The following is a 23,140-nucleotide window of genomic DNA, read 5'->3' as shown; positions in this document are numbered from 1 at the left end:
ATGATCGCAGTCAGGGCGGACCCCTATGATTATTCTTTCGATCCCGCGCATGTGGCGCTGGTGGTCATCGACATGCAGCGCGATTTCATCGAGCCGGGGGGCTTCGGCGAAGCGCTCGGCAATGACGTGTCGCGCCTGTCGGCCATCATTCCCGCCACGGCGCGGCTGATCGGGCTGTTCCGGGCAAAGGGCTGGCCGGTGATCCACACGCGCGAAGCCCACCGGCCCGACCTTTCCGATTGCCCGCCCTCCAAGATCGCGCGCGGCGATGCGCCGGTGAAGATCGGCGAGGAAGGTCCGATGGGCCGGCTGCTGGTCGCCGGTGAACCCGGCAATGCGATCGTTGCCGACCTTGCGCCGCTTGCCGGCGAACTGGCGATCGACAAGCCGGGCAAGGGCATGTTCTGGGCGACCGGCCTGCACGAGACGTTTCAGGCTAGGGGCATCACGCATCTGGTCCTTGCGGGCGTGACGACCGAGGTCTGCGTGCAGACATCGATGCGCGAGGCCAATGACCGGGGCTATGAGTGCCTGCTGATCAGCGATGCCACGGAAAGCTATTTCCCGGCGTTCAAGGCGGCAGCGATCGCCATGATCACGGCACAGGGCGGGATTGTGGGCTGGGTGGCGGCCCTTGAAGACCTCGAAGACGCATTGACAAAAGGAATGGCGAATGAGTGAGAAGACGGGCCGCTGGGCCGGGCGCAACAGCGACAAGGATGCCGTGCGCGGCGCGGTATGGGACGCGCTGGAAGACGGCGGCATGGCCATGGGTCCGACCTGGAGCCACATTCCCAATTTCATCGGTGCCGACATGGCAGCCTGGCGGCTGGCGCAGACGGAGGCATGGAAACGCGCGAAGGTGGTGAAATGCAATCCCGATCCGCCGCAGATCCCCATCCGGCTGCGCGCGCTCTACGAGGGCAAGATGCTCTATGCGCCGGTGCCTTACCTGACCAGGGAGTTTCCCTATCTGCGCATCGACCCGGCCAGGCTGAAGGAAAAGGGCGTTTCCTTCGAACTGGCGGCCACGTCCGAAGGCTACATGATGCATGGAGAGCGGATCGGCTTCGAGGATGTCGCGCCGATCGACTTCGCCGTCGTCGGCTCGGTGGCGGTCAGCCGCTCGGGCGGACGCACCGGCAAGGGGGCAGGGTTCGCGGACTTGGAAACCGGCATCTTCCGCGAACTGGGGATCATCGGGTCGCAGACGCCGATGGCGACCACGGTGCATTCCTCGCAACTGGTGCCCGATGAGAAAGTGTTCATGATGGCCCATGACAGCCCGCTCGACTTCGTGGCCACGGAAGCCGAACTGATCGTGACCGGCAATGACGCGCCTCGGCCTTCCGGCGTGGCCTGGGATTTCGTGCAGGAGGACCAGTTCGAGCAGATCCCCTTCCTGCGCGCGCTGCGCGAACGCATGGAGGCGCGGCAGGCATGATCGTCAACGATCCGGCCACGCTGGCGGAAGTGACCACGGTCTTCCGGCGCTACGAGGCAGCCTTCATCGCCAATGACATGGCGGGAATGGACGCGCTGTTCTGGCAGGATGAGCGGGTGGTGCGCTACGGCATTGCGGAGCAGCAGCATGGTGCGGCGGAAGTTGCGGCCTTCCGCCGTACACAACCGTCCGATGACCTTGAACGCGATCTGGCGCGCACGGTCATCACCACCTTCGGGACGGATTTCGCCACCGCCTCGACGCTGTTCTACCGCGCCAGTGCGCCGGGGCTTGTCGGGCGGCAGATGCAGACATGGGTGCGGATGGAAGACGGTTGGCGTGTCGTCGCCGCCCATGTCAGTATCATCGCCGAACCCTGACCGATTCCGCCAAGCGTGACACCCTCTTGAAGCGATCCGACAGCCGTACCTGCGCCGACCTGATCCGGCTGGAACTGGCCCGGCGCATCGTCGGCGGCCTCATTCCGCCCGGCACCTCACTGGATGAAGGCGGGCTGGCGGCCGAATTCGGCGTATCGCGCACACCGGTGCGTGAGGCGCTGCGCCAGCTCGCCTCCTCGGGCCTCGTTCGGCAGCGGGCGCATTGCAAGGCGCTGGTGACAAAGCCGGACGATGAGGAACTGCACGGCATGTTCGCGGTGATGGGGCATCTGGAAGCGCTGTGCGCACGGTTGTGCGCCGCCACCATGACGCCTGCGGAACGGCGGGCGCTGGAAGCGCTTCACCTGCGCATGGAGGCGATGGTGCAGGCCGGAGACACGGCAGGCTACACATCCGCCAACGAGGAATTTCACGGTGCCATCTACCATGGCACGCGCAACGCCTATCTGGCGGAACTGACCTTTGCCACCCGCCTTCGCGTGCAGCCGTTCCGCCGCGCCCAGTTTTCCACGCTCGGCCGGCTTGCCGCCTCGCATGGCGAACATACGGCCATCGTGAACGCCATCCTGCGTGGTGCGTCGGATGCTGCGGAGAAGGCGATGGCCGCGCATATCGGCCATGTGGAAAATGCCTGGCACCGTTTCGAGGATCGTGCTCAGGCAGGCGCCGCGCAGAAAGCCCTCCAGGAGCCGTAGCCGGATATGTCGCGCGCGCCGCGCACCGCTTCGGCTTCGACGAGGAAGCCCTTGGCCGTGCCGCCATCCGTCAGGCACAGGGTGCCGATGCCGAGCGGGGCGGGAATGGCGGCGACAAAGCTGCCGAATGCCGCTTCATCCAGCGACCAGAGTTCCACGGCGATCGGTTCGCCCTCGCCTTGGGCAACGCGCAGGAGGCCCGGCTTGGGCGGCGTCGTGCCGGCCAGCGCGTAGAGCCGGTAATCGGGCGTCGTCCGTGTTGCCGCGAGAAAGGAGGCGCCGCGCGTGGTCAGTTCGTGGTTGAGCGGCATGCCTGAGAGATGCGCGCCGACGACGGCCAGGGTGACCTTGCCGGGTTCCGCGACCGGGAACCGGTCCTCGCGCCGGCCGGTTTCCAGCATGTCGGCCATGCCGGCAAGCCTGGCATCGCTGCCAGCCGGGGCGATCAGCGTCAGCGAGGAAGGCAGGCCATCATCACGGCGGCCGACAGGCACGGAGAAGGCTGCGAGATCGAGCAGGTTCACGAAATTGGTATAGGTGCCGAGGTTGGAATTGAGCGTCACCGGATCGGCGAGCACTTCCTCCACCGTGTAAACGGTGGGAATGGACGGGACGGCGAGACAATCGAGGCTGGCCAGCACCGGTTCCAGCGCCCGCTTCATGTCGGCCAGCCGGTAGAAGGCATCGAAGGCGGCAACGGCATCGAACTTGGCGGCGCCTGAGATGATGCCCCGTGTCACCGGATGGAGGGCTTGCGGGTCGGTCCCGATCAACGTCCTGACGGCGTGGTAGCGCTCGGCAACCCAGGGGCCTTCATAGAGCAGGCGGGCCACGGCGAAGAATGGCTCGAAGTCGATCTCGGCAATGGTTGCGCCGAAACCGGCAAGGGTTTCGAGATCGCGTTCATAGGCCTCACTGGCCTGGCTGTCGCCGAAGAACTGCCGCTGCGCCTTGAGCGGAACACCGACCGAGAAATGCGGCGGGACAGGCATGACATTGGCCGGCGGCAGCTTGCGCGACAGGAAATCCGCCGGGTCGTAGCCTTGCGCCGCTGCCGCCGCCTGGGCCGCGTTTGCCGATTTCGCGGCGAAGACGGAGATGGTGTCGAGCGTGCGGCAGGCCGGTACCATGCCGGTGGCAGACAGCAGGCCGAGGCTCGGCTTCAGCCCGGCAATGCCATTGAGCGCGGCCGGCACCCGGCCGGAACCTGCCGTATCGGTGCCGAGCGCGAATGCGACGATGCCTGCCCCCACGGCCACGGCGGAGCCGGAGGACGAACCACCGGGCACGAGCGCCGGGTCCAGCGAATTGCGCGGCACGCCGTAGGGTGAGCGGACCCCGACAAGGCCGGTGGCAAACTGGTCGAGATTTGTCTTTCCGATGCAGATCGCACCGGCCGCTTCCAGCCGTGCGACCGCGAATGCGGACCTTTGCGCCCGGTAGGCAAAGGCCGGACAGGCGGCGGTGGTCTCCATGCCGGCCACGTCGATATTGTCCTTCACGGCGAAGGGCAGGCCATAGAGCGGCTTGCCCGCCGGCCCAGCCTCCATCAGCGCCCTTGCCTCGGCCAAGGCCGCGTCCAGTGGCTTCATCGAGATGAACATGGCAGGGTCGCGGTGGTGTTCCGCTGCGGCATAGGCGGCCTGTACCGCCTCGTCGGGAGCCATGGCGCGCCAGTAGGCGTAGGGTCTTGCTGTCGGGTTCATCTGATGCTCCATGCATGAAAAAGCGGCACTGAAAGTCGAATTGTATGCAATTCAGCGCTGCCGTCCGTGCTCGCGACCAGGTCGCGCGGCGCCGCTCTCCGGCTAACGTTCTGATAATCCTTGGTTTTTCGCGCCGTTGTTGGCGGTGTCATCGTTTTCAACGTGTCCATCCCTGCTGTCTCTTCACCAGAATGCAGCAAGCGCCATGCCAGTTGGCTCGATGATCTCGGGACGGGATGCTCCGCCGCCCTGTCGCTGTTCCGCGCGCCTCAGCCCAACGTTCCGGCGAAACGGGCCACGGTTTGCGCGACGCTTTCGACATGGTCCTGCAAGGTGAGGCCGGAGGCCTTGCGCGGCTTGAAGTCGTGGTCGCCGTCTTCCAGCCAGTGCAGACGGATCGTGTGCGGCAGGTCATAGGCCTGCACGTCTTCAACCGTGCCGAACGGGTCGCGCGTGCCCTGGCAGATCAGCGCCGGCGTTTGCAGGCCTTCCAGATGGGCGGTGCGAAGGCTGGAAGGCTTGCCGGGCGGATGGAAGGGATAGCCAAGGCACAACAGGCCGTTGGCAAGCCATTCGCCATCACATGCGCCGGCAATCATGCTGGCGACACGGCCACCCATGGACTTGCCGCCGATGACGAGACAACGGCTGGGCCCCAGCGCACGGATCGCATCGCGGTATTCGGAAATGAGCTTTTCGGCACGCGGCGGCGGCTTGCGCGACGCGCCACTTCGCCGCGCCGCCATGTAGGCGAATTCGAAGCGGATCACCCTGAGCCCCCTTGCAGCAATGGCGCCGGCAATGGCGTTCATCCAGGGCGTGTCCATGGGCGCGCCCGCGCCATGGGCCAGCATGATCGTGGCGGCAGCGTCCGGCGGTCCATCCGCCAGGAAGCCGGTGGGGAACGGGCCGGAACCGGTCATTCGCCTTGTCCTCTTCGTGCAGCCATCGCTACGAATATCCATTCGTTAACGTTAAGCGCGCGTCAATCATTCGTCCGTAGGCTTTCATGCGGGCACATTCATTCAAACCGGGGGCACGGGGTCTGATGGTCTGGGCATGAGTGGCGAGGGAAAGCAGGAAGCCGGGACGCAAGCCGGCGCGGCGGCAGCCTATGGCGCGCATCTGTCGCGCGAGGATCTGTGCCATCTGCTCGGTGTGGCCGCCGACTGGGTCTACGAGATCGATGCGCAGGGCCAGTTCACCTGGGTTTCCGACACCATCCGCGACTTCGGCGTCTCGCCCTCCATGCTCGTCGGCTATACGCGCGAAGCCGTGTTCAGCCGGATCGCGCTGAGCGCGGAGGAGATGGAGGCGCATCTCGCGCTTGTTGCCGAGAAAAAGCCCTTCCGGGATTTCCGGGGCGCCTTCACGTCGAAGGACGGGACCTTCCGCTATTTCTCCACTTCCGGCTTTCCGCGCTTTGGCGCGGACGGCGCGTTCCTCGGCTATTGCGGCATGTCGCGGGACATTTCCAGCTTCGTTGGCGACAGTGCCGGCTTCGGCGAATTGCAGCGGCAGCTGAACGAGTCGCGGGCCTTGCTGGAAAGCGTGTTCTCGTCCCTGGAAGGCGGCGTGATCGTCTACGATCGCGAAGACCGGCTCTACATGACCAATGCGGCCATGCGGGCGCTTTATCCGGACCTTGACAAGGCCATGTTCGCGTCCGGCACATCGCTGGAGACTTTCCTGTCGGCCATTTTCGATTCCGGCCACATCCTTCCCGAAGAGGGCGTTTCGCGGGATGACTGGGTCGCGGAACGGGTCCGCCGCTATCATCTGCCCTTCGAGGAATATGACGTGCGCCTTTCCAGCGGGCGCTGGATCCGGTTTTCCAACAAGCGGATGGAGGACGGCACCTTCATCGGCCTGCGCACGGACATCACGGCGCTGAAGGAACGGGAAGCGGCGCTGGAGGCGGCGCTGGCGCAATCCTCGCTGGCCAACGAGGTGCTGAACGGGCTGGATCAGGCGATCTTCGTCAAGGACGAGACCCTGTGCATGGTCAGCGCCAACAAGGCCATGGGCCGGACCCTTGGGGTGGACAGCGAGTCCATGATCGGCAAGCAGGCCCGCGACCTCGTCGGCGACGAAATGGCCGACCTCTTCGAGCCGAGCGAACGGCATGTGTTGGCGACCGGCGAGGCTTATGAGGCGCTGGAAAGCTGGCAAGAGGGCGATGAAACGCGCTGGCGCAAGGTGCGCAAGAACCGGATCGTCACCGGCGACGGCAAACGCTACGTGGCGGGCTTCCTCAACGACGTGACGGATCTCAAGCGCGGCGAGTCGGCCGCTGCCGAGGCGCGTGTGGAAGCCGAGGCGGCGCGCAGGCGTCTTCAGGGTGCCATCGACGCCATGACCGACGGTTTCGTGCTGTGGGACGAGGACGACCGGCTGGTGGCCTGCAACGATGCATTTCGCAAGCAGTTCGCCTTCCTGCCGAACCTGAAGGAAGGGCGCACCTTCATCGAGATGTTCGAGGAATTCGCCCATACCGGGGTGGTCGCGGAAGCGGTTGGCCGCGAAGACGAATGGGTGGCGGAAAACAGCGCCAAACGGGCCGAGGAGATCGGCCAGGAGATCGTGTTCAAGACCCATGACGGACGCTGGATGATGCGGCGCGACGAGCTGACGCCGCTGGGCGACCGGGTCGGCATCCGCACCGACATCACGGCGGTCAAGCTGCGCGAGGAGGAGGCGCGCAAGGCAAACCAACTGCTCAAGGATGCCGTGGATGCCATGGACCAGTCGTTCACCATCTTCGGCGAGGACGACCGGCTGCTGATGGCGAACAAGGCCTTCATCGATTCCCAGTTCGGCGCACCGATCGAAATCGGCATGACATTCGCCGAGATGATCGAAACGCTGGCCAACCATCACATTGCGGATGCGCAGACGCGGCGGCGCTGGATCGACCGCCAGATCGACCTGCGCGGGAAGGCGCTGGCCCATGACGGGCCGATGGAGGTTCACCGTACCGACGGGCGCTGGCACTTGCTGGACCTGCGGCGGACATCGACCGGGGCGATGCTCGACATCCGTATCGAGATCACCCAGGCCAAGGAACGCGAGATCGCGCTTACCGAAGCGCGCCGCAAGGCGGAACTGGCCGACAGGGCCAAATCGGAATTCCTGGCCAACATGAGCCACGAGATCCGCACGCCGATGAACGGCGTTCTCGGCATGGCCGAACTCCTGTGCAAGACGCGGCTGGACGACAAGCAGCGCACCTTTACCGACATCATCATGAAATCGGGCAATGCGCTGCTGACGATCATCAACGACATTCTCGATTTCTCCAAGATCGATGCCGGCCAGCTTGTGTTGGACCCGTCGCCCTTCCGGCTCGCGGAAGCGGTGGAGGACGTGGCGACGCTGATGTCGGTGCGCGCCAAGGAGAAGGACCTGGAGCTGATCGTGCGTATCGATCCGGCGCTCAGGCCGGATTATGTCGGCGATGCAGGCCGCATCCGCCAGATCATCACGAACCTGATGGGCAATGCCGTCAAGTTCACCGAGACAGGCCATGTGCTGGTCGATGTCACGGGCGAGGATCTGGGCCGGCGCAGCCGTCTGCGGATATCCGTGAGCGATACCGGCATCGGCATTCCGGCAGACAAGCTGCAAAGCGTGTTCGACAAGTTCAGCCAGGTCGACACGTCCTCGACGCGCCGCCACGAAGGAACGGGACTCGGCCTGGCCATCACCTCCCGGCTCGCCGAACTGATGGGCGGGCGAACGGGTGCGGAAAGCGAACCGCAAAAAGGCTCCACCTTCTGGGTGGAGATCGAACTCGAAAACTGTGGAAAGAGGGCAGAGACCGTGAAAACGCCAGTCGATGTTACCGGTGCCCGTATCGTCATCGTCGATGACAACGAAGTGAACCGCTCCATTCTGATGGAGCAGATGCAATCGTGGGGGTTCGATGCCTGCGCGGCGAAGGACGGACGCGAAGGCATTGCCATCATCAAGGCCGCCACGGGATACGGCATGACGGTCGATTGCGTGGTGCTCGACTTCCAGATGCCGGGCATGAACGGAGAGCAGGTGGCACGGGCGATCCGGGACGACCGCCAGATCGCGGATGTGCCGATCATCCTCCTGTCATCGGTCGATCAGGTGCTGGACAGCGACATCAACGCGCGGCTTGGAATCTCTGCCTCGCTGGTCAAGCCGGCGCGTTCCTCGGCGCTGCTGGATGCCATCGTCAATGCGGTGCAGGAGCGCCGCGCCGCGCCGCGCGGAGCAGGCGAAGTCTTCGTTGCCGCGGCGCGCGCGCAGCCGGCCTGCGACCTGCCGCCCACGGAGAGCGGCACCGCTTCGCCCGATAAGCCGGCGGATGAAACGGCGCCGGCGAGGCAATTGTCCGGTCACCGGGTCGATATCCTCGTGGCCGAGGACAATGAGGTGAACCAGCTCGTCCTCACCCAGATCCTGGCCGATACCGACTATTCCTTCAAGATGGTGACCAATGGCGAACTGGCTGTCGAAGCCTGGGAGGACATGGCGCCGCGCCTTGTTCTGATGGACGTTTCCATGCCGCAGATGAACGGGCTGGAGGCCACGGCCCACATCCGGCGCACCGAGCAGCGCGACGGCCGGGCGCATACGCCGATTGTCGGCGTGACCGCACATGCGCTGAAGGGTGACCGGGAACGCTGCCTCGAAAGCGGAATGGACGACTACCTCTCCAAGCCGATCTCGCCGGACGCGCTGTTGCGAAAGGTGAGCGAATGGCTGGGGGACGCGGGAAAACGCTCCCGGCGGGCAAATTGATCCCGGCGACCGCCCTTGCCCAATGAGAAACGGCGCGAAACCGGTTCGCGCCGTTCATGCTTTCCGCAGCCCCCGCATGCGTTTCCGAAAGCTCTCAAATGTTAAACGATCCGGGCCTGCCGGATATGGCGCGATCGCACCATGACGGCGGTGCCGGCAAACCGCTAGAAAACAGGCACCGGTTCATCTGTCAGGCCGGTTCACCGGCGGGGTCGCCGGAAAATGCCGCGGTTGAGCGATTGCCCCACAATTCAGCTCAAGGGAAACCCGGCACGGGATCTCAGCACGCCCGGTTTCGCACCCCGCCGGTTTTTTCCATCCAGAACACCCTTTCGCTCCATTGCCGCAGGTCATCCAACGACTTGCGCAATCCTGTGATGCGTGGCTCAATCATGCCGGCCGCGGACGTAACAGGGCTGACATACAAGTGTCATCGAACTGTTACATAGCTGCTTTAGGGCCAGTCCCGCGCACAGAGAAACGCGCAGACATTGCCCAAAAGGGAGCATCCAAGATGAAGAAATTCCTCCTGTCGACGGCCGCCGCCGCTGTCGTGATTGCCGGATCCGCCGGCGCCGCCGCCGCCCGCGATCAGGTCCAGATCGCCGGTTCCTCCACCGTTCTTCCCTATGCCTCCATCGTTGCCGAGGCGTTTGGCGAAAACACCGACTTCCCGACCCCGGTCGTGGAATCGGGCGGTTCGTCCGCCGGCCTCAAGCGGTTCTGCGAAGGCGTCGGCGAGAACACCATCGACATCGCCAATGCTTCGCGCCGCATTCGCGAGAAGGAAGTCAAGGCCTGCGCCGAGAACGGCGTCAAGGACATCATCGAAGTCCGCATCGGCTATGACGGCATCGTGTTCGCCTCCCAGAAGGATGGCCCGGCCTTCACCGCCTTCACCCCGTCGGACTGGTTCAACGCCATTGGCGCCAAGGTGCTCAAGGATGGCCAGATCGTCGACAACCCGAACATGACCTGGGCCGATGCCAATGCCGACCTGCCGGCCGTTGAAATCTCCACGTTCATTCCGGGCACCAAGCACGGCACCCGTGAAGTCTTCGAGGAAAAGGTCCTGAAGCAGGGCTGCGAAGACACCGGCGCCATGAAGGCGATGGTCGATGGCGGCATGTCCGAGAAGGACGCAGAGAAGGCCTGCATGGCCGTGCGCACGGATGGCAAGTCGGTCGACATCGACGGCGACTACACCGAGACGCTGGCCCGCATCGACGCCAACAAGGATGGCATCGGCGTGTTCGGCCTGGCCTTCTACGAGAACAACACCGACAAGCTGAAGGTCGCCACGATGTCGGGCGTCGCCCCGTCCACCGAGACGATCGCTTCCGGCGAATATCCGGTGTCGCGTCCGCTGTTCTTCTACATCAAGAAGGCGCATATCGGCGTGATCCCGGGCCTGAAGGAATATGCGGAGTTCTTCGTCTCCGAGGAAATCGCCGGTCCGAAGGGTCCGCTGGCCAATTACGGCCTGGTTGCCGATCCGGAACTGGGCGCGACCCAGAAAGCCGTCACCGACGAGTCGACGCTGAGCATGTAATTCGGTTTCCGGCTCCGCAGCGGGGCCGGGACAGCCGGAGGGCGGCGTCACCGCTGCCCTCCCTTTCCTTTTTCGGCACTGGCCGAAACCAAGACGGGGCGGCATGGCCATGCTTATTCTGTGGGTCCTAGCATTCGTGATCGTTCTCGCGGTCGCCGGCTATTTCACCGGTCGTTCGCGCGCGCTTGCCACGGCAGGCGGCGACATCCGGCAAATGCATTCCGTGCCGGGCTATCATGGCGTCAACGTCTTCCTGTTCGCCGCCGTCCCCGCGCTTCTGGTCATGGCGATCTGGCTGCTGCTCCAGCCGCTCGTCATCCAGACCATGGTCTCCTCGCACATTCCCGCCGATGCCATTCCGGAAGGCGCGTCGCTCGGTATCGTGATGAGCGATGTGCAGCGTGTGGCCGAGGGCCTCGACACAGCCGTTGCCGCCGGCGCGATGACCGAGGACCAGGCGTCCTCGATCCGCACCGAGTTCACCGACGTCCGCGAGCGCCTGGCGCAAGTGGGCGTGGCGCTGGCCTCGAATGTCCGACCGGAGGTTCTTCGCGCCGCGCAGGAGTACCGGGCGCTCAGCGCGACGGCCACGACCGCCCTGACCATCATTGCCGGGCTTCTCGCCATTGGCGGTTTCGCGCTGGCGTGGAGGCGCATCCAGCCACGGTTCCGGGCGCGCAATTCGGTCGAGGCCTTCGTCAAGGTGCTGCTCATCGCGGCGGCTTCCATCGCCATCCTGACGACCATCGGCATCGTGCTGTCGCTGATCTTCAACACGATCGAGTTCTTCGGCCTCCATCCGGCGTCGGACTTCTTCTTCGGCACCGTCTGGAGCCCCAGTTTCGGCGGCGGTTCCGAACTCGGCATCCTGCCGCTCCTTTGGGGCACGTTCTACATTTCGCTGATCGCGCTGGCCGTGGCCGTGCCGGTCGGGCTGATGGCGGCGATCTACCTGGCGGAATATGCCGGCCCCGCCGTGCGCAACTACGCCAAGCCCCTGCTCGAGGTGCTGGCCGGCATTCCCACCATCGTCTACGGCCTGTTCGCGCTGCTGACCGTCGGCCCGCTGCTCGTCGACATGTTCGGGGACAGCACGGTCGGCTGGATGCAATCGGGCACCGCCGTCATGACCGCGGGTCTCGTCATGGGCATCATGCTGATCCCGTTCGTCTCGTCGCTGTCGGACGACATCATCAATGCCGTGCCGCAGGCCATGCGCGACGGTTCCCTCGGGCTGGGCGCGACCCATTCGGAGACGATCAAGCAGGTCGTCCTGCCAGCCGCGCTGCCGGGCATTGTCGGCGCCATCCTGCTCGCGGCCTCGCGTGCCATTGGCGAGACGATGATCGTCGTGCTGGGCGCCGGCGCCGCGGCCAAGCTGTCGCTCAATCCCTTCGACGCCATGACCACGGTCACTGCGAAGATCGTCAGCCAGCTCACCGGCGACGCCGATTTCGCTTCGCCGGAAGCGCTGGTTGCCTTTGCACTGGGCATGACGCTCTTCATCATCACGCTGGGGCTGAACATCCTGGCGCTCTACATCGTTCGCAAGTACCGGGAACAGTACGAATGACCGACGTCACGACAAGCCTTCTGCCCTCCGGGCGTCCGAGCGCCGACGAGACGGCAAGACGGACGCGGGCCCGCAATGCCGCGGAAAGACGGTTCAAGGCCTATGGCGTGGTCGCCATCGCCATCGGCCTGTTCTTCCTGGTGGCGCTGCTTTATGCCATCCTGACGAATGGCGTGGGCGCCTTCCAGCAGACCTTCGTCAAGATTCCCGTCGCGCTGAACGCGGAACAGGTGGCAGCCGCCGAGGCGTCGGTGGTCAAGACCTCGAAATATCGCGCCATGATCGAGGCGGCGCTGGCCGCCAAAATCACCGAGCGCGGTTATCAGACCGGCATGACCGATCCGGGCAAGATCGGCGACATCCTGTCTTCGGGCGCGCCGGCCACCCTGCGCGAATACGTGCTGGCCAATCAGGGCGACATCGGCAAGATGGTCGATTTCCAGTTCCTCGCCTCCTCGCGTGTCGACGGCTACCTGAAGGGCCGCGTCACCCGCGAAGCGCTGGCCGAGGACAAGAATCTCGATGCCGCGCATCTCGACCTGGTCGACCAGATGCGGAGCGACGGCATGGTGGTGAAGCATTTCAACATGGATTTCATCACCGGTGCCGATGCGTCCGATTCCCGACCCGAACAGGCCGGTATCGGCGTCTCCATGCTCGGTTCGCTGTTCATGATGCTGGTCGTCCTTTTTCTCGCTCTGCCCATCGGCGTGGCCGCCTCGATCTACCTGGAGGAATTCGCGCCGCAAAACCGGTTCACGGATCTCATCGAGGTGAATATCGCCAACCTGGCGGCCGTTCCCTCCATCGTGTTCGGTATCCTGGGCCTCGCCGCCTTCATCCAGTTCGCGCATCTGCCGCAATCGGCGCCGCTGGTCGGCGGGCTGGTCCTGACGCTGATGACGCTGCCGACGATCATCATCTCGACGCGTGCCTCTCTGAAGGCCGTTCCGCCGTCGATCCGCGAGGGCGCGCTCGGCATCGGCGCCTCCAAGATGCAGTCGGTGTTCCACCATGTGCTGCCGCTGGCCATGCCGGGCATCCTGACCGGAACGATCATCGGGCTGGCGCAGGCGCTTGGCGAAACCGCGCCGCTTCTGCTTATCGGCATGGTCGGCTTCATCGCATCGAATTATCCCGACGGTGTCGCATCGGGCTTTCTTGATCCGAACTCGGCCATGCCGGCCCAGATCTTCGAATGGGCCAAGCGCGCGGACCCGGCCTTCTACGAACGCGCCTGGGGCGGGATCATCATCCTGCTGGTTTTCCTTGCGATCATGAACATTACCGCCATCATACTGCGTCGACGCTTCGAGCGGCGCTGGTGAGGGGCCGAGAACGGAGCGCCGAGATGAACATGCGTACCGAAACACAGATTGAAGAAGCACTCAAAGACAAGACCATGCCGCAAACAGACACCGATACGTTCAAGATGCGCGGCGAGAAAGTCTGCGTCTACTATGGCGAAAAGCAGGCCCTCTTCGATGTCGACCTGGATGTCCGCAAGAACCAGGTGACGGCGCTGATCGGCCCGTCAGGCTGCGGCAAGTCCACCTTCCTTCGCTGCCTGAACCGGATGAACGACACGATCGACATCTGCCGTGTGACGGGCCGGATCACGCTCGATGGCAAGGACATCTACGACAGGGCCATTGACGTGGTGGAACTGCGCGCGCGGGTGGGCATGGTGTTCCAGAAGCCCAATCCGTTCCCGAAGTCGATCCGCGAGAACATCGCCTATGGCCCCCGCATTCACGGGCTCGCCCGTTCCAAGGCGGACCTGGAGGAAATCGTGGTGACGAGCCTGCAGAAGGCAGGGTTGTTCGAGGAGGTCAAGGACCGTCTCGACGAGCCCGGCACGGGGCTCTCGGGTGGGCAGCAGCAGCGTCTGTGCATCGCGCGCGCCATTGCCGTCTCGCCGGAAGTGATCCTGATGGATGAGCCCTGTTCGGCGCTCGACCCGATCGCCACCGCGAAGGTGGAAGAACTGATCGACGAGTTGAAGGAGAACTACACGATCGTGATCGTCACCCACTCGATGCAGCAGGCCGCGCGCGTCTCGCAGCGCACGGCGATGTTCCACCTCGGAATTCTCGTCGAGGAAGGGCCGACGGACAAGATGTTCACGAACCCCGACGACAAGCGCACCCAAGACTACATTACCGGCCGCTTCGGCTGAGCCTTACCAATCCGGGAGATTGCGCCATGGGCGAGCATACTGTCACCTCGTTCGACGAGGAACTCGACGCGATGGATACCATGATCCGCTCGATGGGCGAGCGGGCTGCCGAGATGGTGGACATGGCCACGCGCGCGCTGCTGACCGGCGACGTCGCGCTGGCGCAGAGGGTCATTTCGGAAGACCGGCTGATGGACCAGATGCAGCGTGACCTGGACGACAGGGCCGTCACGCTGATCGGCAAGCGCCAGCCGATGGGCCAGGATCTGCGTTTCGCGGTCGGTGCCATGCGCATGGCCGGCGACCTGGAGCGGATCGGCGACCTGGCCAAGAGTACCTGCAAGCGGGTCGGCTCCATCGGCGAGATGGTGGTCATGCGCGAGCCGAATTTCGGGATCGAGAAAATGGCGGAACTGGCGCGCAACCAGGTCAATGCCATCATCGATGTCTATGTCGGCCGCCGCGCCGGCGAGATCGAGGAAATCCGCAATCGCGACGAGCACATCGACATGGCCTATACGTCGGTGTTCCGCGAATTGCTGACCTACATGATGGAGGATCCGCGCAAGATCTCCTCCTGTACGCATCTTCTCTTCTGCGCCAAGAACCTGGAGCGCATCGGCGATCACGTCACCAATATCGCCGAGAACGCCTATTACATGATCACCGGCGATCAGTTGCCGATGGCCCGGCCGCGGGTCGACAACGTGGCCGAAGGCATCGGCTGAGCAGGTCGGCAATGGCATCCCCCCGCATTCTTGTTGTCGAGGACGAAGAGCCGCTGGGCGTCCTTCTGCAATACAATCTCGAAGCCGAGGGCTATGAGGTCGAAGTCGTGGTGCGCGGCGACGAGGCGGAACTGCGCCTGCGCGAAAACGTGCCCGACCTCCTGGTGCTCGACTGGATGCTGCCCGGTGTCTCCGGCATCGAGCTTTGCCGGCGGCTGCGTCAACGCCACGAAACGGAACGCCTTCCCGTGATCATGCTCACTGCGCGTGGCGAGGAGAGCGACCGGGTGCGCGGGCTTTCGACCGGTGCCGACGATTATCTCGTCAAACCGTTCTCGACGCCGGAATTCCTGGCACGCGTCAGGGCGCTGCTGCGCCGCGCCAAGCCGGAAATGCTGTCAGGCACGCTGACGGTCGGCGATATCGTTCTGGACAGGGAAACGCATCGCGTCTACCGCGCCAAGCGGGAAGTGAAGCTCGGACCAACCGAGTTCCGGCTGCTGGAATATCTCATGCAGCATCCGGGACGGGTGTTTTCGCGCGGTCAGCTTCTCGACAATGTCTGGGGCGAGACGATCTATATCGACGAGCGCACGGTCGATGTGCATATCGGGCGGCTGCGCAAGGCGGTGAACATCGGCAACATGCCGGACGTCATCCGCACCATTCGCGGCGCGGGCTACGCGATCGAGGAAAAATGACAAGCGAAAGCCGTTTCCGCCGCGCGTTTGCAATCACCTGAAACTCAGGCGAATGCGCAGCGCGAGGCTGCGCCCGGCAAGCTCTTCGGGCGGTTGCGGATAAGGCGCGGCGTTGCGCGCAGCCTGCAAGGCCTTCCGGTCGAGCGCGGGATTGCCGGAACTGGCGCCGATGCTGGCGCCCAGAAGCGCACCGGTGCGCGCAATGCGCAGGTTCAGGCCCACCGTGCCGCGCCCGCCGGCGCCACGCGGCTTGCGCCGCGCGACATGGCTGTTCACCCGCTGGCCATAGCTGACCATGGCTTGCCGCATGGCAGCCTTGGATGGGCCAGCCGTCTTGCCGCGCGCGCTGCGCTGGGAGGCCGTGTCGCTCCCATTGGCGCCCCGGTTTCCCCTGGAAGCCTTCTGGCGGGCAGGTGCGACGGCGCTTTTCTTCGGCCGGTCCGGCCTTTCGGCGCGCGGGGCCGGTTCCGCCTCCTGCCGCGTGATCTGCGGCCTGGGTGTCGGCACGACGGCGACCGTTCGGGGCAGCACCGCCCAGTCCTCACTTTCCTGCGGTTGCGATATCGCCGGCGCCGCCGCAGGCATGGCGAGAGGCGGAAGCGCATGGGCGATGTCCGTTGCCGCAAGTGCGACAACCGGCGGGGCCGACGGCAATTCCGGAAGCGGCAGCTTCTGCGCGATTTGAGCCGGCGCATCGGCGATGGATCCGGTTTCGACTGGCGCTTCTTCCGTTTCCGGCTCCGCTTGCGCGGCCATTTCGGCTTCCGGCCTGGGCGTTTCGGTTTCGCCCGGCGCCTCGATGAGGGTGACGGTCACCGTCACGTCGCCGGGCTCGCTTGCATCGCCGCCGCCGGCAATGCCATGGGCGACGACCGAGGCGAGGGCCGCATGCAGGCCAAGCGAGAGCAGGATGGCGACGGCAGCACGCAAGGTCTTCATGGACGGGCCTCCACGATCATGGTGAGGGTCGTGATACCGCCGGCGCGCAGGCGTTCGGTCAGACGGATTATGGCGGCGGCTTCGGCATTTCGGTCGGCCTTCAGCCAGGCCTTGTCCCACGCCTCCTGCGAGAATGCCGCCACAAAGCCTTCGAGCGCAGCCTCGTCGACCAGTCCGTTCCACGCCATGCGGCCGTCGGCGGCGACATGGAGTGTACGGGTGGCAGCCGGTGCGCCGGACGGATCGACCGGCGCGGAAGCCGGCTCCAGCGGCAGCGGGTCGGCGGCGCGAATGACACCCGACAACATGACGAAGATCAGCAGAAGGAAGACGATGTTGATCAGCGGCAGGGTCGGGTCGGCCTGCGGAGCGGGTGGCGTTTCCAGGCGCAGGCGCTTCATTGGCCGGCCTCCCCGGAACCGGGGCTGTCGGCACGGGTGGCAATCTTGGTGCGCCCTGCCTTCGCGGCCGCATCCAGCGCGGTGACCAGCGCCTGATAGGGCGCATCGGGACTGACCGTCACAACCAGCGGCCGGCCGGGGTCAGCGGCCAGCGCCGCCGGCAGGGCGGAGGCGGCGACGGTTTCGCCGTCCAGCATGAATTCGAGCGGTGTCAGTGACAGGGTCTGCGGCGTTGCCGTGTCCTGCGCCATGACGGCTTCACCTGCCGGTGCAAGCGCCAGCGGCTGCTCGGCCTGCCGCACGAATTGCGCCGCCAGCATGAAGAAGATGACCAGGATGAAAACGACATCCATGATCGGCGTGAGGTTCACGCCGGGGCGCCTCGTGGCCGTTTCGAGGGTGATGCGGCGGCGGCTCACGGGGCCGGCCTCGGGCGTTCGCGCGGCTTGACGAGGGCCCGGTTCACAGCGGCTTCCATCCGCCGGGCAATGTTTCCGGCCATGGCTTCCAGAATGGCGGCGAAGACGAGGGCGGCGAGCGCCACCACCATGCCGGCCGCCGTGGTCAGCAGGGCCTCCCAGATGCCGCCGGCCAGAAGCGCGGGGTTGACCTGATCGCCTGCGCCTTCCAGCTCGCGGAAAGCCTCGATCATGCCGAGCACCGTGCCGAGCAGACCGGTGAGGGGGGCGGCTGCCGTGGCAAGATGAAGGAACCCGATGCCGCGCCGCAGCTTCGCCATGGCGGCGCGCGCGGCAATGTCGGCTTCGGCTTCCATCTGGTCCGGGGTCGCCGTGGGGCGCATCTCCTCCAGGCTTGCCAGAACCTTGCCGACGGACCATGCCGACTTGCGGCCTTTCGCGGCACGGCCCGTTGCCAGGCTCTCGGCGGCCAGGCCGAGCAGCTTCTGCACGAACACGGCGACGACGAGCACGGACAGGATGGCCAGCGCGACCATGGCCGGCCCGCCCTTGTCGAACAGATCCGCCATTGCCGGCATCAGGGCTTCGAGCGATGTTTCCATCCACGCGTTCATTCGTCAGTCTCCATTGGCCGTCAATGCAAGCGGCGTGAATGTCAGCCCGCATTCGTCATGGCCGATGCGTGCGGTGATGCCATAGGCCCCGGCCATGGTCGCCGGCGAAATGGCATTGTCGGGTTTTCCATCCGCCAGGATCGCTCCGTTGCGCAGGATGATGACGCGGTCGGACCAGCGCGCGGCCAGTTCGATGTCGTGCAGCGAAACCAGCACGGCCTTGCCCAGCCGCGCCTGCCGGCGAAAGGATGCCATGAGGCGGATCTGGTGGGCAGGATCGAGGCTGGCGGCGGGTTCGTCGGCCAGGAGTAGCGGCGTGTCCTGCGCAATGAGGCGCGCGGCCAGAACGCGGGCCAGTTCGCCGCCCGACATGGCGGAGGCCGGACGATCGGCCAGATGGGCGACGTCCATGGTTTCCATCGCCTGCCGGACGATGTCCTCGTCGGCGGGCGAAAGGCGTGTGCCGTAGCCGCCATGGGGCAGGCGGCCAAGCGCGACGATGGCGCGGGCGGCCAGGTTCCAGTGTACGACGCGGTCCTGCGGCAGCCAGGCCAGCGTGCGGGCGCGCGCGCCGGGCCGCATGGCAGCCAGCGATTCGCCATTCCAGCAGGCGGAGCCCGTCTTGCCGGCCACCAGGCCGGCAAGGCAGCGCAGCAGTGTTGACTTTCCGGCGCCGTTCGGGCCGAGCAGCGCAACCGTTTCACCGGGTTCGACGGTGAACGATACGCCATCGAGCACGGGCTTGCCGCCCAGCCGCGCAGACAGGTTTTCGACGGCCAGCCCGCTCATGTCATCACCCGCCTGTTCGACATGACGAGCCAGAGGAAGAAGGGCGCGCCAATGAGCGCGGTCAGAACGCCCACGTTCAGTTCGCGCCCCGTGGTCATCAGGCGCACGGCGATATCGGCGGCCAGAAGCAGCGCGGCGCCGCCGAAACCGGAGGCGAGAAGAAGCGAGGACGGCCGCTCGTCGGTGAAGGGGCGCAGCAGATGCGGTACGACCAGGCCGACAAAGCCGATCGTGCCGGCAACCGCGACACCGGCACCGGCCGACAGGGCGACGCCGGTGACCAGGATGGCGGCGGTGCGCGGCAGATGGATGCCCAGGGAGCGGGCCGTGTCCTCGCCCAGCGACAGGGCGTCGAGCGCGCGGGCGGAGGCAAGCAGCAGAACCCAGCCGCCGGCCATCAGCGGCAGGGCGAGCGCCACGTCGGTCAGCGCGCGATCCTTGAGCGAGCCCAGAAGCCAGAAGATGATCTCGTAGGATGCGAAGGGATTGGGCGACAGATTGAGGGCCAGGGCGGTCAGCGCGCCGGTCAGGCTGGTCAATGCCACGCCGGCCAGAACGAGCGTCATGGGCGATGCCTTGCGGCCGGCAAGCCCCATGAGGAACACGACGGCACCGGCCGCGCCGGCCAGTGCGCCCAGTTGCACGGTGAAGCCGCCAAAGGCCGAAAGGCCGGTATAGAACACCGCGACGGCGCCGAGTGCGGCCGCGCCAGAGACGCCGACGAGGCCCGGTTCTGCCAGCGGATTGCGCAGGAAACCCTGCAGCGCCGCGCCGCCAAGGCCAAGCGAAAAGCCGATGGAAAGGCCGAGCAGGGCGCGCGGAAGGCGGATGTCGCGCATGATGGTGGCGGCCAGCGGATCGTCGCCGGCGCCGGCCAGCGCGGCCAGTCCGTGCCAGACCGGGAGATCGGAAGCGCCCACGGCCAGCGAGGCAAGGAAGAACGCGAAGGCCAGCAGGGCCATGAGGAGGGCGGGTCGGGTCACGAGCCGGGCCTTTCGCAGCCGGGCAGACTGGCGCGCAGCTGTTTCAGGCCGGTCACGGCCCTTGCGGTGAAGGGACCGCCGCAGGTCCATAGCGCCGGATCGACGGCGCCGCGCACGATGCGCGCCCCGCTGGCTTTCAGCGCCGGGTGGTTGAAGAGCTTCTGCGCCAGTGCCGGTGCCGCGGGATCGGCTGCCGGCAGAAGGATGACATCGGGTTGCATGGCAATGACATTTTCCAGCGAAACGAAGGCCATGCCGCCGGTCCCCGGTCCGGCACCGAGATTGCGGAAGCCGGCCGCCTCGATGACCGTGTCGGGCAAGGTTCCGGCGCCCTCGGTGACGCCGTTGGGGCCATAGACAAGCAGCGACGGGCGGAAGGACGCCGGGCAGGCGGCATCCGGCGCCTTTGCCAGTTGCGCATCGAAGTCGGCCAGCAGGCCGTCTGCCTGTTGCTCACGCTGCATGAGCTTGCCCATGCGGGCGATGTCGGCGCGGATGCCGTCCAGTGTCAGGTCGGGCGCGAAGGTCTCGACCCGGTAGCCAAGACCGCGCAGCAGGTCCGTGGCGTTGCGCGCGGACCATGCGCCGGTCACGACGAGATCGGGGCTTGCCGCCACGACGTCCTCGGCCAGACCGCGATTGGCAGGATATTGGCGCGCTTGCTCATGCAGGACGGAAAGCGAGGGATCGGTGGCGAGTTCCGAGACCGATTGCAATTGACCCGGCGCGGCCAGCAGCATGGCAAGCTGGTCGGTGCACAGGTTGAGCGAATAGACGGTCGGCAGGGCAGAGTCCGCCCCTGCGCCCGTTCCGGCCAGAGGGGCCAGAAGGGCGGCGGCGAAGCGGAGCGTGATGCCGTTTCGCCGCGCCATGGTGCTTACTCCCCGCCGAACTTCGCGCGGAAACCGGCGAAGACCGAGATGCCGGGCGTGGAATAGCCGGCAACCGTCTCGTAGCGCTGGTCGAGCAGGTTTTCGCCGCGCAGGTAAACCTCGTAGTTCTCCGCCGGCTTCCAGGCGATCTTCGCATCCACCTTGACGAAGTCGTCGAGACGAACGTCATTGAACGTGCCGAAACCGGCCGAGACGCGGTCGGTCAGGTTGACCACGCCGCGCGCGGTGGCGCTGACGGTCCATTTTTCCGCCGGGCGCCAGATGGCGGTCAGCGCGATGTCATGCTCGGGCACGCGCGGGCGGCGCAGGCCGTCCGGCTGCCTCGTCCGGGTATAGGTATAGGCGCCTTTCAGGTCGAAATCCGGCGTCACGGCCCAGGCGGCCGCCACCTCGACACCCGATCGTTTCGTCACGCCCGGCACCTGGACATAGGAGAAGGTGGCGTAGGAATAGTCGATCAGGTTGTCGGTGTTCAGGACGAAGCCGGTGACATCGACGACGAGGCGTCCGCCAAGAAAGGTCTGCTCGACGCCGGCATCGAAGCTGATGCTTTCCTCCGGCACCAGCGTGGCGTTTCCTGTGCCGAAGGGGGCGTAAAGCTCATAAAGCGAGGGCGCGCGGAAGCCCGTGCCGGCCGAGACATGGAGGCGGGTGGTCTCCGTTGCCTGCCAGGAGGCCGCGGCGCGCCAGGTGGTGTGTCCGCCGAAGACATTGTGGATGTCGTGGCGCAGGCCGGCGGTCAGCGTGAGCGCCTCCACCGGGTTCCAGGCCAGCTGACCCCACAGGCCGGTCAGGTTGTGGGTATCGTTCGTGTTGCCGCCGTAATTGTCGCTGGCGCGGGCGCGCTGGCGCTCGTGATCGATGCCGTATTGCAGCGTCAGGGCTTCGGTGAAGTCCCAGCCGCCCTGATAGTCGAATTTCAGGCGTTGGCCGCGCCAATTGCCCATAAAGGGGCCGAAGCCGGACACCGAGGAGAGATCACGGTCGACATCGAAGGCCTGGACCGAGACCGTGTTGCGCCAGCGGCCGTCGAGGAGGTCGACATGGGCGCCGATACGCCCGGCGATCTGGCGCGAGCGGGCGGCGTTGAAGGTGTTGTCGGTGGGCGGATTGCCGGAATCGTCATAGTCGGCATTGGTGCGGCGGTAGAGCGCGCTGCCGAAAACCGTGACCATGTCGGAAAGCTGCTGTTCGCCGGCGAAGTCGGCCGAGATGTTGTCATAGGCATCGGCTTCGAGGCGGGCGGGGTCAAGGTCCACGGCAGCGGCGCCATTGGCCTTCGCGGCGGAAATGCCATCGGATTTGATGCCGGAAATACCGGCGGCGAACCGGCCGGTTTCCGATGCGCCGGAGAAGACATAGCCGCCGCGCCAGGTGCCGAAGGAGCCGTATTCGCCGAAAATGTCGTGATGCAGGCCCTGCTCGATGCCGTTCAGCGTGGAGATCGCCAGGACGCCGGCCACGGCGTCGGAACCGTAAAGGGTGGATTGGGAACCCTTGAGCAGTTCGATACCGGTTACGCCCCCGGACAGCAGGCTTTCCATCGCCGGCTGTACCTGCGTGGCGCTGGGATCGGAAATGTCGATGCCATTGACCAGTGTCTTGACATATTTCTTGTCAGCGCCGCGCACGAAAAGTCCGCTTTCCTGGCCGCCCGTGCCGCCATTGGCGGATACCGTGACGCCGGGCATGGTGGCGAGATAGTCGGTGACGGCAGGCTGGGCGCGCTGCTCGATCTCTTCCTTCGTCACCACTTCGACCTTGGAGCCGACGCGGTCCTTCTTCTGCGTGGTGCGGTTGGGGGTCGAGACCACCACTTCGCCGGCATCGATGACGATGTCCTGTGCGAGCGCGGGCAGGGCAACAGACGTGGAAAGAATGGCGGTGAGCGCGCCAAGACGCGCGGATATGCTTGCAAATGCAGACATGGAAACCCCTCCGGTTCCTCTGCGGTTCAAATGCCGGCAGGGAATGCCTCAGGGGCAGCCAGCCAGCGGCGACAAACCGTCACCGCTTGCGCTGGGCAGCCCTGACACACCCCGTGTCCGGCCGGGTGACGCGCTGATGGCAGGTCTCCTGACTCACGGTTTCGCGGCCTGTCCGCCTTCCCGGCCCATTGCGGACCAGTGGCGTGTGGACGGGCCAAACCGTTCACAGTTGCGGGGGCAGTTCCGGCCTAACCGTTCTCCGTCTGCGACGGGCGGCCTTCCGGATTCCCTCTTAGCTCCGCGCGAAACGCACGGAGACCATCAACAGGGCGAGATAAGCACAGGGCGCGGGCCATCTGTCAATATTTCGTCAAGGTTTGACGTCGTTCATTTCCAATCTGTTGTGAATCTGTCACGCG

The 23,140-nt window shown here is 65.5% G+C and carries 21 protein-coding genes and 1 riboswitch; of the genes, 11 read left to right on the top strand and 10 right to left on the bottom strand.

The window, feature by feature from the left end; all coding sequences use genetic code 11:
- From R3D65_RS05305 to R3D65_RS05290, 4 genes are read left to right on the top strand one after another with little or no spacing between them, the layout of a single operon-like run.
- Complete coding sequence (locus R3D65_RS05305; RefSeq protein ID WP_371274189.1) at window positions 1-681, top strand: cysteine hydrolase family protein; 681 nt, start codon at window positions 1-3, stop codon at window positions 679-681.
- The gene (locus tag R3D65_RS05300; RefSeq protein ID WP_371274188.1) at window positions 674-1,444 is read left to right on the top strand and encodes a 5-formyltetrahydrofolate cyclo-ligase; all 771 of its coding nucleotides are present in this window, start codon (window positions 674-676) and stop codon (window positions 1,442-1,444) included. The genes R3D65_RS05305 and R3D65_RS05300 overlap by 8 nt, the downstream gene beginning before the upstream one ends.
- Window positions 1,441-1,824, top strand: coding sequence for an oxalurate catabolism protein HpxZ (hpxZ, locus tag R3D65_RS05295; protein WP_371274187.1), 384 nt, complete (start codon window positions 1,441-1,443; stop codon window positions 1,822-1,824). Before R3D65_RS05300 ends, hpxZ begins: the two co-directional genes overlap by 4 nt.
- Window positions 1,825-1,850: 26 nt before the next feature.
- Entirely contained in the window at window positions 1,851-2,540 is a 690-nt protein-coding gene (locus R3D65_RS05290; RefSeq protein WP_371274186.1) for a GntR family transcriptional regulator, read from the top strand.
- Here the strand turns inward: R3D65_RS05290 and atzF are convergent.
- Entirely contained in the window at window positions 2,501-4,246 is a 1,746-nt protein-coding gene (gene atzF / locus R3D65_RS05285; RefSeq protein WP_371274185.1) for an allophanate hydrolase, read from the bottom strand. The two genes, R3D65_RS05290 and atzF, sit on opposite strands and share 40 nt — an antisense overlap.
- Window positions 4,247-4,515: 269 nt before the next feature.
- The gene (locus tag R3D65_RS05280; protein WP_371274184.1) at window positions 4,516-5,169 is read right to left on the bottom strand and encodes an alpha/beta family hydrolase; all 654 of its coding nucleotides are present in this window, start codon (window positions 5,167-5,169) and stop codon (window positions 4,516-4,518) included.
- Between the two features lie 136 nt (window positions 5,170-5,305).
- On the opposite strand from R3D65_RS05280, the gene R3D65_RS05275 reads away from it, so the two are divergent.
- The 7 genes from R3D65_RS05275 to phoB all read left to right on the top strand — a co-directional run bounded on the left by R3D65_RS05275 (window position 5,306) and on the right by phoB (window position 15,755).
- Window positions 5,306-9,022: a response regulator gene (locus R3D65_RS05275; protein ID WP_371274183.1), complete on the top strand. Its 3,717-nt coding sequence runs from the start codon at window positions 5,306-5,308 to the stop codon at window positions 9,020-9,022.
- Between the two features lie 514 nt (window positions 9,023-9,536).
- Entirely contained in the window at window positions 9,537-10,574 is a 1,038-nt protein-coding gene (locus R3D65_RS05270) for a substrate-binding domain-containing protein (RefSeq protein WP_371274182.1), read from the top strand.
- Between the two features lie 109 nt (window positions 10,575-10,683).
- On the top strand, window positions 10,684-12,147 hold the full coding sequence (gene pstC / locus R3D65_RS05265; RefSeq protein ID WP_371274365.1) for a phosphate ABC transporter permease subunit PstC: 1,464 nt from the start codon (window positions 10,684-10,686) through the stop codon (window positions 12,145-12,147).
- On the top strand, window positions 12,144-13,475 hold the full coding sequence (gene pstA, locus R3D65_RS05260) for a phosphate ABC transporter permease PstA (RefSeq protein ID WP_371274181.1): 1,332 nt from the start codon (window positions 12,144-12,146) through the stop codon (window positions 13,473-13,475). Before pstC ends, pstA begins: the two co-directional genes overlap by 4 nt.
- Window positions 13,476-13,498: 23 nt before the next feature.
- Entirely contained in the window at window positions 13,499-14,326 is an 828-nt protein-coding gene (gene pstB / locus R3D65_RS05255; protein WP_371274180.1) for a phosphate ABC transporter ATP-binding protein PstB, read from the top strand.
- Window positions 14,327-14,352: 26 nt separating this feature from the next.
- Entirely contained in the window at window positions 14,353-15,054 is a 702-nt protein-coding gene (gene phoU / locus R3D65_RS05250) for a phosphate signaling complex protein PhoU (protein WP_371274179.1), read from the top strand.
- An 11-nt stretch (window positions 15,055-15,065) separates the two neighbouring features.
- Entirely contained in the window at window positions 15,066-15,755 is a 690-nt protein-coding gene (gene phoB / locus R3D65_RS05245; RefSeq protein WP_371274178.1) for a phosphate regulon transcriptional regulator PhoB, read from the top strand.
- Window positions 15,756-15,788: 33 nt separating this feature from the next.
- Here phoB and R3D65_RS05240 read toward each other — a convergent pair whose 3' ends face one another.
- The 8 genes from R3D65_RS05240 to R3D65_RS05205 are packed head-to-tail and all read right to left on the bottom strand — an operon-like array spanning window position 15,789 to window position 22,721.
- Window positions 15,789-16,694 carry a TonB family protein gene (locus R3D65_RS05240; protein WP_371274177.1) on the bottom strand — a complete coding sequence of 302 codons (906 nt, stop codon included), beginning with the start codon at window positions 16,692-16,694 and terminating at the stop codon, window positions 15,789-15,791.
- Window positions 16,691-17,095, bottom strand: a complete 405-nt coding sequence (locus R3D65_RS05235; protein ID WP_371274176.1) for an ExbD/TolR family protein — start codon at window positions 17,093-17,095, stop codon at window positions 16,691-16,693. The genes R3D65_RS05240 and R3D65_RS05235 overlap by 4 nt, the downstream gene beginning before the upstream one ends.
- Window positions 17,092-17,514, bottom strand: coding sequence for an ExbD/TolR family protein (locus R3D65_RS05230; protein ID WP_371274175.1), 423 nt, complete (start codon window positions 17,512-17,514; stop codon window positions 17,092-17,094). The genes R3D65_RS05235 and R3D65_RS05230 overlap by 4 nt, the downstream gene beginning before the upstream one ends.
- Window positions 17,511-18,128: a MotA/TolQ/ExbB proton channel family protein gene (locus tag R3D65_RS05225; protein WP_371274174.1), complete on the bottom strand. Its 618-nt coding sequence runs from the start codon at window positions 18,126-18,128 to the stop codon at window positions 17,511-17,513. Before R3D65_RS05225 ends, R3D65_RS05230 begins: the two co-directional genes overlap by 4 nt.
- A 3-nt stretch (window positions 18,129-18,131) precedes the next feature.
- Window positions 18,132-18,917, bottom strand: coding sequence for an ABC transporter ATP-binding protein (locus R3D65_RS05220; RefSeq protein ID WP_371274173.1), 786 nt, complete (start codon window positions 18,915-18,917; stop codon window positions 18,132-18,134).
- Window positions 18,914-19,879 (bottom strand): FecCD family ABC transporter permease, encoded by a 966-nt coding sequence (locus tag R3D65_RS05215; protein ID WP_371274364.1) that lies wholly within the window; start codon window positions 19,877-19,879, stop codon window positions 18,914-18,916. The genes R3D65_RS05220 and R3D65_RS05215 overlap by 4 nt, the downstream gene beginning before the upstream one ends.
- A gap of 17 nt (window positions 19,880-19,896) precedes the next feature.
- A complete protein-coding gene (locus tag R3D65_RS05210) occupies window positions 19,897-20,772 on the bottom strand; it encodes an ABC transporter substrate-binding protein (protein ID WP_371274172.1) in 876 nt (291 codons plus the stop codon).
- A 5-nt stretch (window positions 20,773-20,777) separates the two neighbouring features.
- Entirely contained in the window at window positions 20,778-22,721 is a 1,944-nt protein-coding gene (locus R3D65_RS05205; protein WP_371274171.1) for a TonB-dependent receptor plug domain-containing protein, read from the bottom strand.
- Window positions 22,722-22,841: 120 nt separating this feature from the next.
- Window positions 22,842-23,059: riboswitch (cobalamin riboswitch) on the bottom strand.
- Window positions 23,060-23,140: the final 81 nt, after the last annotated feature.

The sequence above is a fragment of the Zhengella sp. genome (assembly GCF_041397485.1).
Taxonomy (GTDB): Bacteria; Pseudomonadota; Alphaproteobacteria; order Rhizobiales; family Rhizobiaceae; genus Zhengella.
Note: the sequence above shows the minus strand (reverse complement) of the source record. Positions and strands in the feature narration are given on the sequence as shown.

Coding starts and splice junctions, on each gene's coding strand:
- R3D65_RS05305 (WP_371274189.1), top strand. CDS start 1: ATGATCGCAGTCAGGGCGGACCCCTATGATTATTCTTTCGATCCCGCG.
- R3D65_RS05300 (WP_371274188.1), top strand. CDS start 674: ATGAGTGAGAAGACGGGCCGCTGGGCCGGGCGCAACAGCGACAAGGAT.
- hpxZ (WP_371274187.1), top strand. CDS start 1,441: ATGATCGTCAACGATCCGGCCACGCTGGCGGAAGTGACCACGGTCTTC.
- atzF (WP_371274185.1), bottom strand. CDS start 4,246: ATGAACCCGACAGCAAGACCCTACGCCTACTGGCGCGCCATGGCTCCC.
- R3D65_RS05280 (WP_371274184.1), bottom strand. CDS start 5,169: ATGACCGGTTCCGGCCCGTTCCCCACCGGCTTCCTGGCGGATGGACCG.
- R3D65_RS05275 (WP_371274183.1), top strand. CDS start 5,306: ATGAGTGGCGAGGGAAAGCAGGAAGCCGGGACGCAAGCCGGCGCGGCG.
- R3D65_RS05270 (WP_371274182.1), top strand. CDS start 9,537: ATGAAGAAATTCCTCCTGTCGACGGCCGCCGCCGCTGTCGTGATTGCC.
- pstC (WP_371274365.1), top strand. CDS start 10,684: ATGCTTATTCTGTGGGTCCTAGCATTCGTGATCGTTCTCGCGGTCGCC.
- pstA (WP_371274181.1), top strand. CDS start 12,144: ATGACCGACGTCACGACAAGCCTTCTGCCCTCCGGGCGTCCGAGCGCC.
- pstB (WP_371274180.1), top strand. CDS start 13,499: ATGAACATGCGTACCGAAACACAGATTGAAGAAGCACTCAAAGACAAG.
- phoU (WP_371274179.1), top strand. CDS start 14,353: ATGGGCGAGCATACTGTCACCTCGTTCGACGAGGAACTCGACGCGATG.
- phoB (WP_371274178.1), top strand. CDS start 15,066: ATGGCATCCCCCCGCATTCTTGTTGTCGAGGACGAAGAGCCGCTGGGC.
- R3D65_RS05240 (WP_371274177.1), bottom strand. CDS start 16,694: ATGAAGACCTTGCGTGCTGCCGTCGCCATCCTGCTCTCGCTTGGCCTG.
- R3D65_RS05235 (WP_371274176.1), bottom strand. CDS start 17,095: ATGAAGCGCCTGCGCCTGGAAACGCCACCCGCTCCGCAGGCCGACCCG.
- R3D65_RS05225 (WP_371274174.1), bottom strand. CDS start 18,128: ATGAACGCGTGGATGGAAACATCGCTCGAAGCCCTGATGCCGGCAATG.
- R3D65_RS05220 (WP_371274173.1), bottom strand. CDS start 18,917: ATGAGCGGGCTGGCCGTCGAAAACCTGTCTGCGCGGCTGGGCGGCAAG.
- R3D65_RS05215 (WP_371274364.1), bottom strand. CDS start 19,879: ATGGCCCTGCTGGCCTTCGCGTTCTTCCTTGCCTCGCTGGCCGTGGGC.
- R3D65_RS05210 (WP_371274172.1), bottom strand. CDS start 20,772: ATGGCGCGGCGAAACGGCATCACGCTCCGCTTCGCCGCCGCCCTTCTG.
- R3D65_RS05205 (WP_371274171.1), bottom strand. CDS start 22,721: ATGTCTGCATTTGCAAGCATATCCGCGCGTCTTGGCGCGCTCACCGCC.